The 13913-nt window shown below is 35.8% G+C and carries 14 protein-coding genes; 3 read left to right on the top strand and 11 right to left on the bottom strand.

The genetic code is table 11. The annotated features are described in order from the left end of the window. Window positions 1-29: 29 nt before the first annotated feature. From AC0UBM_RS01705 to AC0UBM_RS01675, 7 genes are all read right to left on the bottom strand, one after another. Window positions 30-872, bottom strand: coding sequence for an SDR family oxidoreductase (locus AC0UBM_RS01705; RefSeq protein WP_475687396.1), 843 nt, complete (start codon window positions 870-872; stop codon window positions 30-32). A gap of 88 nt (window positions 873-960) precedes the next feature. Beyond that, window positions 961-1683, bottom strand: a complete 723-nt coding sequence (locus AC0UBM_RS01700) for a siderophore-interacting protein (protein WP_475687395.1) — start codon at window positions 1681-1683, stop codon at window positions 961-963. 7 nt (window positions 1684-1690) lie between these two features. Then, window positions 1691-2317 (bottom strand): ferric reductase-like transmembrane domain-containing protein, encoded by a 627-nt coding sequence (locus AC0UBM_RS01695; RefSeq protein ID WP_475687394.1) that lies wholly within the window; start codon window positions 2315-2317, stop codon window positions 1691-1693. Continuing rightward, the gene (locus tag AC0UBM_RS01690; RefSeq protein WP_475687393.1) at window positions 2318-2512 is read right to left on the bottom strand and encodes a hypothetical protein; all 195 of its coding nucleotides are present in this window, start codon (window positions 2510-2512) and stop codon (window positions 2318-2320) included. 1 nt (window position 2513) lies between these two features. After that, window positions 2514-2963: a MoaF-related domain-containing protein gene (locus tag AC0UBM_RS01685; RefSeq protein ID WP_414034872.1), complete on the bottom strand. Its 450-nt coding sequence runs from the start codon at window positions 2961-2963 to the stop codon at window positions 2514-2516. Window positions 2964-2987: 24 nt separating this feature from the next. Next, the gene (locus AC0UBM_RS01680) at window positions 2988-3863 is read right to left on the bottom strand and encodes a nuclear transport factor 2 family protein (protein ID WP_475687392.1); all 876 of its coding nucleotides are present in this window, start codon (window positions 3861-3863) and stop codon (window positions 2988-2990) included. Window positions 3864-3953: 90 nt separating this feature from the next. Then, window positions 3954-4850 carry a helix-turn-helix domain-containing protein gene (locus AC0UBM_RS01675; protein WP_475687391.1) on the bottom strand — a complete coding sequence of 299 codons (897 nt, stop codon included), beginning with the start codon at window positions 4848-4850 and terminating at the stop codon, window positions 3954-3956. A 315-nt stretch (window positions 4851-5165) separates the two neighbouring features. Between AC0UBM_RS01675 and AC0UBM_RS01670 the strand changes: the two genes are divergently transcribed. The 3 genes from AC0UBM_RS01670 to AC0UBM_RS01660 all read left to right on the top strand — a co-directional run bounded on the left by AC0UBM_RS01670 (window position 5166) and on the right by AC0UBM_RS01660 (window position 7169). Further along, window positions 5166-5951: a YHYH protein gene (locus tag AC0UBM_RS01670; protein ID WP_475687390.1), complete on the top strand. Its 786-nt coding sequence runs from the start codon at window positions 5166-5168 to the stop codon at window positions 5949-5951. Window positions 5952-6022: 71 nt separating this feature from the next. After that, window positions 6023-6535 carry a toxin-antitoxin system YwqK family antitoxin gene (locus tag AC0UBM_RS01665; protein WP_475687389.1) on the top strand — a complete coding sequence of 171 codons (513 nt, stop codon included), beginning with the start codon at window positions 6023-6025 and terminating at the stop codon, window positions 6533-6535. After that, window positions 6504-7169, top strand: a complete 666-nt coding sequence (locus AC0UBM_RS01660; RefSeq protein WP_475687388.1) for an SCO family protein — start codon at window positions 6504-6506, stop codon at window positions 7167-7169. Before AC0UBM_RS01665 ends, AC0UBM_RS01660 begins: the two co-directional genes overlap by 32 nt. A 156-nt stretch (window positions 7170-7325) precedes the next feature. On the opposite strand, the gene AC0UBM_RS01655 is transcribed toward AC0UBM_RS01660, so the two are convergent. From AC0UBM_RS01655 to AC0UBM_RS01640, 4 genes are all read right to left on the bottom strand, one after another. Next, on the bottom strand, window positions 7326-9338 hold the full coding sequence (locus tag AC0UBM_RS01655) for an SGNH/GDSL hydrolase family protein (RefSeq protein ID WP_475687387.1): 2013 nt from the start codon (window positions 9336-9338) through the stop codon (window positions 7326-7328). A gap of 140 nt (window positions 9339-9478) precedes the next feature. Further along, window positions 9479-10861, bottom strand: a complete 1383-nt coding sequence (locus tag AC0UBM_RS01650; RefSeq protein WP_475687386.1) for an FAD-dependent oxidoreductase — start codon at window positions 10859-10861, stop codon at window positions 9479-9481. A gap of 50 nt (window positions 10862-10911) precedes the next feature. Then, window positions 10912-12462, bottom strand: coding sequence for a sodium:solute symporter family transporter (locus tag AC0UBM_RS01645; protein ID WP_475687385.1), 1551 nt, complete (start codon window positions 12460-12462; stop codon window positions 10912-10914). Beyond that, window positions 12455-13897 carry a hypothetical protein gene (locus tag AC0UBM_RS01640; protein WP_475687384.1) on the bottom strand — a complete coding sequence of 481 codons (1443 nt, stop codon included), beginning with the start codon at window positions 13895-13897 and terminating at the stop codon, window positions 12455-12457. The genes AC0UBM_RS01645 and AC0UBM_RS01640 overlap by 8 nt, the downstream gene beginning before the upstream one ends. Between the last annotated feature and the right edge of the window lie 16 nt (window positions 13898-13913).

Genomic DNA, 13913 nt, shown 5'->3' with positions numbered 1-13913 from the left:
TAATTCGTGTGTTTTCGTTTTTTTAATTCCTATTGAAAGGCTTTTATTATCTCTAAAGTAGATTTATGTGGTCTTCCTGTCGCTTTTTCAAAATCGGACGGCACATCATTCGCGCCATGTCTTATCCCTTCGTAAATCCCTGCAATCACGGTACCTAAAAAGTCACCTAACTCGTTTTTTCGCTCTTCCAAATAAGCATCGACCGAAACAGAATGATATACTAAATTTGTACTGTAAACAGCATTAATATACTGCGCTAATTGGGTTTGTGTTATAGGGTCTCCCACAAGATTGTAAGTCTGCCCGTTATGTTTGTCCTCTAACAACATATGTGCATAAGCCGTTGCCAATTCGTCTCGACTCGTGTAGGTACATAATCCGTCAGCCGCACAATTTTTAATTTCACCGTCTTTTACATAAGTATCTATATATTCTAAATCGGGTTCTATATAAATACCGTTTCTACCAATTACCCAGTCCAATCCAGCGCTTTTTACATCTAATTCGGTTTGCCTATTGGATTGCACAATCGGACTAAACGCATTGTGTTCTTCCTCGCCAATAATACTGGTATACACTATTTTTTTAACGCCATTTGCTTTAGCGGCTTCGATAACATTGCGATGCTGTTGGATTCTTTTTTGAGGTTCGTCCATGCCAGACAATAGCATCACCACATCTACTCCTTTTAAAGAGGCTTCTAAATCTTGTGGTTTATTATAATCGCCTTTCCGTATTTCTACACCTAAATGCTTTGCTTTTTCCGGAGTTCGGGCAAGGCCTATTATATGATCTGCTCCTATTTGAGTACGTAATTTATCTATAATTGAAGATCCCAATTTACCACTTGCCGATGTTACTGCTATATTCATTTTCTATGTTTTTTATAGAGTCATTTGTTATTTATAATTATATACGAAACGACTTCTTTTTTACTACAATTAAAGTGTGAAGCGTTTTTTATTCCAATCCTTTTTTATCGGGATTCCAGAACGGTTTCGTTTTTATTTGTTTAGTATTCCACTGTAATTCATTCTTGAAATATGAATTTAAAGCGACACAAACTCTACTATCTCCCCCAATATATACCATTCTATTTCCTTTCATTTTAGGTATCATGTCGTTTACTAATTTCAAAATGTCTGCTATGGCATTTGGCTTTAAATTATAAAAATTAAATGGATTTGAGCCGTCTGTATCTTCAAATACATGATTTAAATCACTGTAAATAATACTTTCCACCTGCTTCTCTGGCAAATGTCTATTAAGCATATACAAATGAGACAATGCCGATACATCACCAATCATTAGATAACTATCTGCGGTTTGGTCTAATAAGAAATTCCCTTTTTTCCATTTAAAATATACCGTTTCGCCTACTTTACAATTCATAACCCAATGTGCACCAATGCCGCGGCTTTCTGTAGCAATAGCCAAGTCTATAGTTCCTTTGGTTTTATCAATATCCCAAACACTATAACTTCGTACCTTATCTTTCATGGCTAGGGTGTCATTATCGATTCCTACACCTAATCTTAAAAAATACCCTGGCTCAAAATCTGCGGTTTTAAAACGTTCGCTTTTAAGTTGGATTTTATAAACCGATGGTGATAATTGTGCTTTCTCACTAATACTAGCGGTTTCTAAAACGACCTTTTTTAATATGTTTTCTATTAAGCTCATTATAAAATTAATGCGTTAATACTTGTTTTCGTTTGCGTCTTTCTAAGAATTTATCTCTAACGATTGGCATTCTAACCACAAATCCTAAACTCACAATAACCGCGTAAATAATCCACGTTTTATCGAGAATAGCAACGTGGAGTAAACTTAAACCAACAGCAACATACGCTAAGCTTTGTAGTTTTTTCCAGTTCTTTTTTAGTCGTTTCATTGATTTCCTGTTAGATGTAATAAGAAGTGGAATAAGTATTAAAACAGCGATACCTCCAGCGATATAATTAAATTGTGTAAAGGTTTCTAAGAGGCCTTCGGCCGATATAAAAATTATAAAATGCAGGATGCTCCATATAGCCGTAGCGATTCCCATAGCTTGCCTAACAAAAAGATGTTGTATTCCGAAAATTATAAAAATTGGGGTTAACGTTAATACGGCTGTCATCCACCGAATCGCAAACTCACCTGAAATATGATATAGCATATCTAGTGTAGTCTGTTCACCTATAGTGTTTTCAACCCATGAAATTGAGAGTCCTTTGGTAACATCAACCTGAATCATTTTACCAATGATAATCATGGGTAATACAGCCAATAGACTCACAATCATCCAGCCGTAATTTCGTTTTAAAAAGGACATTTATTGTGTTCTTAAAGTTTCTAACTCCAGCTCTAAAGCCTCGGCTTTATCTTTAAATTTTTGCATCGCTTTCTTAAGCTGACCCACTTTTTTTATAAGTTCATCGTCTTGTAAAGCGTCATAAGTGGTTTGTCCGTTTGCTTCTTTTATCACTGATTTACCTCCACATGTTGGGCAATTTGCTACAGTACTCATATTATTTAGATGTTTTTAAATGATCGATAACTCCTGTTAAAAAAACCGTTTTTAATGGTCTATCAGGCTGATTTTCATATCCCACAATTATCGAAGTATGGATTATCATTTTATCTAAGTCGAAGATAATGGTTAGATAATCTTTTAGCCCCGTTTCGTGCCAATTTACGAGATAGAGGTTTTCTCCAATTTTACGAGAACGGTACGGAATATCTGAATTCCCTTTCCCTGTTCTTGGTCCGCTAATCCATTCATATTGGGCTTTCCCTTTGTCAAACGCCATATGCAAGGCTTTCCCATCTTGATACTGAAAGTTTAACGAATAGCCATCCATATAATGTTCCGGAGTATTAAACTGAAATTTAGCATCTTCGGTTGTTTTTGTTTGTGCAAAACCTTGTCCGATACCAATGACAAGAAGACAAATTAATGTGACTAATTTTGATTTCATTTTATTCTGATTTAAAAGTTATAATTAAAAATTAAATTTTCCGTTGTTGTTTTTTCGTTCAGATTCTGGCAAGATGGTTTCAATGGTATCCCAATGCTCTGCGATTTTTCCGTTTTCTATGCGGAACAAATCATAAAAAGATGTTGGTATGCCTGCAAAAGTGCCTTCGCTAACAGTTAACACAAAATTACCTTCACCCAGCACCATATGATTTTTATTAATCACCATAGTAATGCCTTGTTTTGCCATGTCTTCTAGCGCTTTCCCCAAACCTGAAACTCCATCGCCAATTCTTGTATTATGCTGTATGTAGTTGTCGCCATCAAAATAGTTGTACATTTTATCGAACTCCCCATCAATTAAAACAGTATTTACAAAGTCTTTTACCAAGGCCTTATTTTCCGCTGTTTTATCTAAATCTGTTACCGCTGTAACACCGTCCGTTTGTGTTCTTCCACTTGGATTTGTAGTCGCTAATTCTGAAAAATTATCCCAATGTTCTATAATCTGACCGTTTTCAAATTTAAAGATGTCGAACCCTATTTTCGGTCCGAAAAAGTCGTATTCGGTATGCGTAATCGCATAATTCCCATCTTGAAAAGCGCGCACTACATTGGCTTTAAATCCGCCTTCTGGAGCATGATGTAAGACGTCACCAAAACCTTTCAATCCGTCGGCAACGGCAAGATTGTGCTGGGTGTAATGTGTTGGATTAATATAGGCAATAGTCGATTTGTCGCCAGTTTTTAAACTTGTAATTAAAGCTTTCGCTTTGTCTTTATTTGATATTACTGAGGTGATTTCCATCTTTTCTAAGTTGTTATTGATTTGCTGTTGACTTTGTGCATGGCTAGTAGTTGTTAAAAGCACAACAGCAACCGTTGTAATGATGTGTTTCATGTTCTTGGTTTTAATTATAGTACAAAGATGAAACAACTACAGCGTGTAGAAAAGATGAAAACGGGTATTAAAATGGTTAAAGTTGAACCACTACTGTTTTATAAGTGAATTTATAAACTCTTTTGGGGTTAATCCTGTATTTTTCTTGAAATATTTAGTGAAGTTGGTGGGATCTTCAAACCCTAAACGATAGGCCAATTCTGAACTTTTCATCCTAGAATTGATTAGGTTTCTTTTCGCTTGAAGAATAATATAGTCATCAATCACATGTTTTGCCGTTTTATTAACCAACTCTCTGCAAACGGCATTTAAATGCTTGTAGGATATGGCCAATGCTTCGGCGTAAAAACTAGCATTCCTACTTTTTGATAGGTTTAATTCTATTAGCGAAGTGAATTTATGAAATAGGTTGATTTTTGAAGCATCCTTAATATGAAAGGTTTGGTGTTGCTTAATATCTTCAGCTTTAGATATTAAAATAGTAAACAACGCATTGATAATATTTTTCTGATTGAAAGAACCAGACTTGTTATATTCTTTTTGTAAAAGATTAAAATAATCTATAAAATCTGAAGTTTTAGGAATCTGTGATATGGGAGAAAAGAGTTGCGGATTAAATAATCTGAACACAAAATCTTTAGATAAGTTAGAAAAACAATCCACAAAATAAGCTTCGGTAAAAATGATACAAAACCCTTTTAGTGTTTCTGAAAACTCGAAGGCATTAACTTGTTCTTTAGTTAAATACACCAAACTATTTTGTTGTACAGGAAACCAACTAAAATCGATAAAATGTCTTCCAGATCCTTCTGTAAAAAAAATAAGATTGTAAAACTTAAGCTGATGTGGTAATTCTGGATTATGACTCCCCTTATTTTTAAATTTTGCAATTTTTTCAATAGGCACTATTTCAAAACCGAAATTTTTAGAGATTTCAGAATCGAGTTTTTCAGGATTAAATGTAACAGATGGAATGTCTTTTGTCATAGTACCTAGATTCCCTTTATAAAGAATGCACAATCAAATTTTAAATCACTAAATATATTACTTTCTATTCAGATAAAAATTCAAAGCACAGCGTATTGTATAATTACGGCTTTATTAGCAACTAAAAATGAATTGAAAAACCACTACGCGTTATATAAAACATGTCCTTTGCAAAAGACAAAAGCATGCTTGCTTAGAATTTCATTGATACAATAGGCCGTTTCATTGATAGTATACTGTTTTATCACTTACGGCAGTTATATTTACCTCCTTGACCTAACAACTAAAACAAATAGTAATATTATAAATCCTATTATGATAAAATATTTAAAGTACTACGCCCTAATACTTCTATGTTTAAGTCTAATTAACTGTAGCGCATCTGAAGATCAAGTAGACACCGAATCGGATTCTGATGGAGATTCCACTACGGAAATTACAGAGACGACGGATGTTCCGGAGGTATATTCTAAAATTTACGGCGCCACCAGTATTACAAGCGACGGCACCTATATTACCATTAAAACTACCGGAACACCAGATCATAAAAGTGTGTATTACCCAACCTCAAGTGATTTATACGAGGACTTTAGCGGCACCACTTTCGAGGGTTATACCTTCAGAAAAAATCCGAATACGATAACGGCTTTCGACTATACGTTTAAAATCCCATTACATCCAAAAGTTGCCACTAATCACGTCGCGACACCGCTAGGTGCGATAGGTGTTTCATTAAATGGTGTGCCTTTATTTAATCAGTATGCAGGACCTAATCAGCCACTGACCGACGAGTTTCAGAGCTTCGATAAATACTGGGGACATCCCACAGGAAACGGCACATTTCATTATCATATCGAACCCTTATATTTAACAACCGTAACAGCTAGTAAGTCTGCTTTATTAGGATTTCTGCTAGATGGTTTTCCTGTGTATGGTCCTGAAGAAAATGGTGAAGACGTTACAGGATTAGATGCCTATCACGGGCATACGCATGCTACAGAAGATTATCCTGATGGTATTTATCATTACCACATTACAAATACAGATCCGTATATAAACGGAAACGGATATTATGGAACGCCTGGAACCGTAACACAATAATGAAATATAGCTATTTAATATTCTTGTGTATTTACTTGTGTTCGTGCAATAGCAAAACGAACGACGTGATTGTGGATAAAACCTTTCCATCGTCATTCGTTTTAAAATCTGCAACGTCAACTAAAAACAATATGCTGTATGTACATGATACCATCTATTCCGGTTTTGTGTATGAGCTCCATCCAAAAACTGCAGACACACTTGTAATGGAAGGCTATTATAACGGATTAAAAGAAGGCGTTTCTAAAAAATGGTATGCTAAAAACCAAGTCATGGAGATACGCCATTATACCTCAGGACAAAAAAACGGAATGCAAACTGCTTATTGGGAAAACGGATTTAAACGCTTTGAATATACCGCGAAAGATGATGCGTATGAAGGTGAATTAAAAGAATGGAACAGCGATGGCTTCTTATTTCATTTGGCAAACTATAAAAACGGACAAGAAGACGGGGCTCAAAAACTGTGGTACGATAACGGAAAGATTAGAGCCAATTACGTGATTGTTGAAGGCAAAAGATATGGATTATTAGGAACTAAAAATTGCGTAAATGTATCGGATCGTATTTTTATTACTCAGTAGTATTTTAATTATAAGCTGTAATCACAGCAAAAAGCAAGAACCTAACGTAAAGGAGACATTAGCGTTGCCCTATTATAACGACCCAACGTTTACACCGGTTTTTATTCAGGACACTTCTCGCGTTACAACAGACATCACGCATACTATTGCCGATTTTGAGTTTTTAAATCAGGATAGCATATTGGTGAATCAAGATTATATAGACAACAAAATACACATCGCTAACTTCATTTTTACAAGTTGTGGTAGTATTTGCCCTATCATGACGGAGCATTTAAAACTAGTAAGTGATAGTTTCCAAAATGATGACACGATGGTATTTCTATCGTATTCCGTGACGCCTTGGATTGATACACCTAGCGTGTTAAACGCCTACAAGAAAAATCAGGGCATAACGAATACCAACTGGCATTTTTTAACAGGTGCTAAAAGTGACATCTATGCCCTAGCCCGACAGTCGTATTACGCCGAAGAAGATATAGGTTTTAGCAGAGATAGCACAGAATTTCTGCATACCGAACATCTAATTTTAGTGGATAAAACTAATAGAATTCGTGGAATTTATAATGGCACTGTCGCTTTAGACATGACAGCCCTTATTAATGATATTCGGATGTTGCAACATGAGAGGTAATGGGTTTTTATGGTAAGGTGAATTAAAAAAACAACAAACCCTTCTATTCTATTCATTCTAGAAATATAATTATTAAAATCAAAAAATCTCAGGCTAATGGTTAACCTGAGATTTTTTGATTTTTTACAGTTTATAAACTACTGTAAATATTAGAATTCACTTATTTTGAACAATCAACCCTTCCAAATAACTCGGATAATTAGCACCTTGACCGCCACCTCTTGTAATGGAATCTCCGAAACATATTATGCTTTGATTGTCTTCTACCAGCTGATGATCTTTTAAATAATTATACACGTTTTGTGCTATAAAGCGATAGCCTAACGCTGTGGGATGCACACCATCTTTTTTACCGCTATTTTTTTCATTTTTAATCATAAGATCTTGATTGTGCTGTGGCAAATTCAAGCCTTTAAATTCAGCATTTAAATCAAAAAAATATACTTCGTTTTCTAAAGCTAAGTTTTTTACAATTTTTCCTACTTTATCAATTTTCTGGTTAGGCGCTTCTTTAAACATAGTCCGGTCATGTCGTGCTAAAAGATAAGTACTATCTACTGGTATAGGACTCATTAAAACCAACTCACTTCCACTCGATTTTATTTTTTTAATTAATGTGTCTAGATTAGCGGTGTAACTATTATAATCAATCATTTTTTTAGAATTCAACATATCGTTTGTTCCAACCATCATAATCACTACATCTGGGGTCTTTGCAATCACATCTTTATCTACTCGTTTTAGCAAGTCATTCGTATTATTTCCACCTACACCGGCATTCAGAACTTTGATCTTTTCTTCTGAATTTGTCACTGTACAATTCACAGATAAATCGTTCAACTTCACTGGCATTCCTGTGTAATTAAATAGCTGAATATTTTTAGCTCCAGCATAAGTTCCACTCGGTTTATCTGGATTTCTGTAGCGGTGTACATCCTCCCAAAACGATTCGCCAAAAACGATTGAAGTTTCAACACTACGCTTTTTATTCTGATAATTACGAATCGTAATATGATGACCTGAACCGTTAATTTCCGCCAAACGTGATACATTGTACTCACTTACGCTATCTGTCAACTCTAAATCAATTTTACAATTTCTTATGTTATTACCCACAAAAGTAATTAGCGGACCATATAAAGCATCGCCTTTAGAGTTTTCTATAACGCCGTTATCTCCCACAGAAAACCCTTTTTCCTGACACCCAATAGCTGTTGAGCCTACAATTTTAGTCGGTGGTAAATTGGCACTTAAATCAAAACCAGAACGCATATTTTTAACGGTACAATTAATAACCGTAACACCTTGGGTTCGTCTTCCGCTTAAACCTCCGGAAGGATAGGTTCTAATACCGTCTTCAGACAATGATTTTATTTCGTTTGGGAGAATGACTCCAGGCGGATAATCACTTTTAAAGCCCACGCTGAATGCAGGACCAGAAGTTTCTGCAAGCATCTCGTTAGTAGACCTCATTTTACCTTCTACATAGCAATCTTGTAATAACGTATTTACCGCGCCTTGCATAAAAATACCATGACCAAAGGCATGAGACACCACTTTACATCCCAATAATTGCGTATTCGTGCCTTCTACTAGTAACACCGAATGTTTTTGAGTTTTCACCAAAGCATTACCTCCTTTTCCTAACAAATGACCATACCCATACGGATAAGATCCATGCACAAATAAATCGGCATCTTTAATGATATTATCATCTCCCATAATGCGTAACATTTGAACACGATGAGCTGGCACATGATTACCAATATCTTTTCCTTTTAAGCCTTCTATATAATTGTTGTTTCCACTGACTAAAAATTCACTAAACTCACTTTTAGGGTAATTATCATGTAGTTTACCATCAATATTAAGAGTCACTCCAATTAGAAAATACTGACTATTATTGCCCGAGAAATGGATAAGAGAACCAATACGGAAATCGCCTTTCTTCTTATTATTCTCACCATATTTGAAGATACTTAGTTCGCCTATTTTTATAGAATTTATAGCGTATTCGCCCGGTTTCATTTTAACCAACACATTATTTTTCTTAGCATATTTAGCTAATTCTTTTACCGATTTTATAAAAATGGTATCTCTTGTTATCGTATTGGCTTGTGCTGTAAACACAACCATGATTATAAACACAAGGCTAATTATTTTTTTCATTTTATTACAATTTTAAAGTTGATTCTTTGTGACGAATTAGTTCTACTTCAAATAGTGGAGAAACTAAATAAAAATATGGTTGATTCATTTTTTTAATTATGCATCCAACACCAAATTAAGTTTGTTAATTACCTCAGATTTTATCCCAAATAAGCACCATGTCTTTCAAGCTCTTGTTTTAATTTACCATAATTTAAATCGTTAGGCAATACATGTTCCATAACAGATAAACCTGCAATAGTTCCTGCCCCTTGGCCAATAGCCATGGCAATAGGTGTCACTCGTAATCCGGCACTGGCATGATGATCGGCTCCAATAGCTCGCCCCGAAAGCACCAAATTATCAACTTCATTGGTTAACAAAGAATCTTTAGGAATGTAATATGCCCCTTCATCTTTTAAATGCACAGTATCTGTATTACCTCCGTCCGGAGAATGAATATCTAAAGGATAACCACCAACAGCAATCGGCTCTTTAAATTTCACTTCATTAACTAAATCTTCTGCGCAAAGCACATATTTAGCATGTGGATGACGCGATTCTCTAATCCCAATATGTGGTGCTGTACTTACAAAAGTGGCATTTTCAAAGCCTGGTGCATAGTTTCTAAGGAAGTTAAAAATTTCTACACATTGTTTACGTCCCATAGTTTCTGCCTTACTTAAATCGAATGGATTTAAAGGGTCAAAACCAAGTACGCGAGAGGTATTAAAAATAAATTCGCCTTCGGTATTGGTTTCAAAAAACAACACATTGTCTCTAGGTACTGTAACCTCACCTTTAGCTTTTGCTTTATTCCATAAATCATAAAACCCCCATGTAGAGATACGTTTGGTTTTCTTCAGAATTTCGGCTTTATCGGCAGAACGTTCTTCTGCATCAAACTGATCCCAATTATTAATCATGTATTCACGAAGTTTTTCGGTGTTTACATTCCCGACTTTAATATTAGTGGTCATGGGTTGTGATTTGTTGTCTTCTGGACGCCCTTCTGTAAACGGTACACCAGACAACTTTACTATTTCACTATCTCCACTCGCATCGACAAACACCTTGGCTGGAATTTCTTGAATGCCTCCTCTGTTATGAATAAAAACTGAGGTAATAGCTCGGCCTTCTTTTTCAATATCGATAAGTCTTGTGTGATACAATATTTCTGCACCAGCTTCAATTACCATATCCTCTAGCGTCACTTTCAACATCTCGGCATCAAATGGTGTCACTGTAGAACAATAACCTGTACCATCTAAAATATGCCCCGGACTTGCGCCTTTAGCCACTAACCTGCTTACCATTTCATTTGGGCTACCAAAAACCAATTGCCGACCAGCACGATTGTGAAAAGTCATCATTGGGCCTACACCCATCGCTGTTAACGAGCCTCCTAAAAATCCAAATTGCTCTATCAATAAGGTTTTAGCTCCTGTTTTAGCTGAAGCCATAGCCGCATGACTTCCAGAAACGCCTCCGCCCACGACTATAACATCGTATCCTTCTATTTTTGTTGTATTGAATGTTTTCATTATAAATGTATGTTTTTGATTATTTTTAAAATCTACTCTAAAAGGCAGATTTATATTGTATTTGAACTAAATTTTGATTGTATTAACGCGACTATAATCACGATTATAGACCCAACGGGGAACCACCAGAAAAAACTAATACCATCGTAATGCATAACTGCTATAGCCACAATAGCGAGCATAGATCCTGCCATAATTCCTGTAAAATTTCCTTTCCGCATTAACGCTAAAAAAGCAATTCCGATTAAACTCCCATAGGCATATCCTGGCACTTTAAATCCTAAAGCCAATAAGCCCCCATCTTGAAAGAAGCTAAAAGCATACGCTAAACATGCTAAAATCACGCCCCAAACGATTATTGCTATCTTAGATATTTTGACCACTTTAGTCTCGTCCATGGTTTTTAACTTAGGAAATATTAAAGAGCCTACCCCCATAACACTAGTTTGCGACAGTGCGGTTAAAGCAGAATCCAAGGTAGAAATACCTGCAGCAAACATGGCGGCTATAATTAAACCAGAAATCCCATTGGGCAATTCGTTTACCACATAATAAGGAAAAATTCTATCGGGTTCTGAACTGATTGAAGCCTGAACAATGTCGGACAACGGATTGATGTTGTAATACGCAACCAAAGCAATACCTACAAAAGCCATAATCCAAGTGGTTGCTACTCCAATCACAGAAAAAGCAACCGCTTTTCTCGCTTCTTTCAAATCTTTACAACACAAAGCTCTTTGAGTCACCACCTGATCGACCGCATTAGACCCAAATTCGAAAAACGTACATCCTAAAATTCCAACCCATAACGTGTAGGTTTTATGCGGATCTAGAGATAAATCTAAAATTACCAATTTGGCTTTTTCATCGGCTATAGCCATCATTTCTCCAAAACCTCCAGGCATATCTCCAATGGCATAAAACAATGCAAAACAGGCACCAAAAATAAAAATGACAAACTGAATAGCGTCTGTCCAAACTACTGTAGTAATCCCTCCAATATAAGACCAGATCACGGCAAACAAGGCAATTATTCCAATACAAACTACAGTACTTTGCGCCGTAATAACACTTAATACTAAAGCTGTACCCAATAAGCGTACACCTTGACTCATAGTCGCACCAACCATAAAAAACGTTCGCGATAACTGACTCACTTTTACACCCAAGCGGTTTTGAATAAAGTCATACGGACTAAAAATGCCTTCTTCGTAATATTCTTTTAATAACACGTATACAAACAAAATGTTACCTAGAGCGAAACCAATCGTCATTTGTAAATATGTTAAGTTTCCATTCATGGAAAACACAAATGCGGGAACGGCAATAAAGGTAGCTACACTGGTTTTTGTAGCAATTAACGATAATGAAACTGCCCACCATGGTAAATTATTTCCACCTTTAAAAAAGGCATCTAAACCTTTGTCTTTATTTTTAACCAATTCCCCAACAAGGGTTGTCCCCAATAAAAACACTATGAGTACAATCCAATTGGTGGTTGAAAAATGACTCGAAGCAATATCAGCTTCATTTTGGGAATACATAAACAATGACCCCAAACTTACCAAAGTATATATGCTATATTTTATAATTTTACTCATGGTTTACACTGTGTTTAAACGTATTATCGACTCCTAAATCTTTAAGCATTTCGCCGTTAGAAATCACTGCATTATGTTGCGTTAGTTTTTCAAAAACAATTGGCATTCCTGTTTTGTTGATTAATGTGATATTAAATGCCCCTGAAAAGGCTTTAGCATCTTTATCTGGATATCTGTAACGATGCACAACAGACCAAAACGACTCGCCAAAAACGATAGGGGTTAGAGTCGCTCTTGATTTGTCTTCAAAATTTGACAACGTGATTTTATGTCCTGTTCCATTCAGTTCTGCCAAACGCTGAACAGGATATTCTCCTACGGGGTGCATTAATTGCAATTCTACTTCGCAATTTTCGGTAGTATTGCCATGAAAGCTTAGAAGCGGACCATACATCGCATCGCCTTTAGAATCTTGAATCACAGCATTTTTAGACACAGAATAGCCTTTTTCCTGATTACCGATAGCGGTACAACCTTCAATAAACGTTTCACCTATATGTGCACTCAAATCAAATCCGGAGCGCATGTTTTTAACTGTGGTATTTATCACTGTAATATGCTCTGTTTTCCGTCCTACCAAATACCCATACGGATACGATCTTACACCGTCTTCAGACAGCGATTTAATTTCGTTAGGCATTATTTTTCCTGGCGGATAATCACTTTTAAACTCCGAGTCGAAAGCAGGACCAGATGTTTCTGAAAGCATGGTGTTTGTTGTACGCATCTCGCCTTCAACATAACAGTCTTTGATATACGTATTGTATGCGCCTTGCATCACGATACCATGACCAAAACCTCTAGTAATCACCTTACACCCCAACAATTTGGTATCTTTCCCAGACACGAGTAACGAGGAATGTTTTTGTGGTTTTACTATCGGATTAGCCCCTTTCCCCAACAAATGGCCATATCCATACGGATACGAACCTTTAATATGTAATTGAACATTGCTAATGGTATTTCCGTCGCCCATAACATGCATCATAATAGCACCACGAAGCGGTATCTCTTCACCTAAATCTCGAACTTCTAAACCTTCGATAACATTGTGATTTCCGCTAACGAAAATTTCAAAAATATGATCCTGACCAAAAGCTTGATGCAAATGCGTATCGATATTAATTACAACATCATTTAAAATATATCGACTACCATTCCCAGAAAAATGAAGCAAACTACTAATAGGGTAATCTATACTTGGTTTACCATCTTTATATTTTTTAAGCAGTATACGCTCACTTAAAGTTGTATCATTTAATACATAAACCCCAGGTTTTAATGTAACGACTACATCATCTTGCGATATATATTTAGCGAATTCTTGAAGAGAATCGACCTCAATACGCTCTGTTTTTGGTTTACAGGATAGCACTACTCCAATTGCCAACAATAGCAAAATAATTCGATATGTAAATATGTTTTTAATCCTCATTTAAAGTCAACTTGAA

It is taken from the genome of Formosa sp. F44, assembly GCF_056238645.1.
The sequence above is the reverse complement of the archived record's forward strand: the minus strand, read 5'-3'. Positions and strand labels throughout refer to the sequence as shown.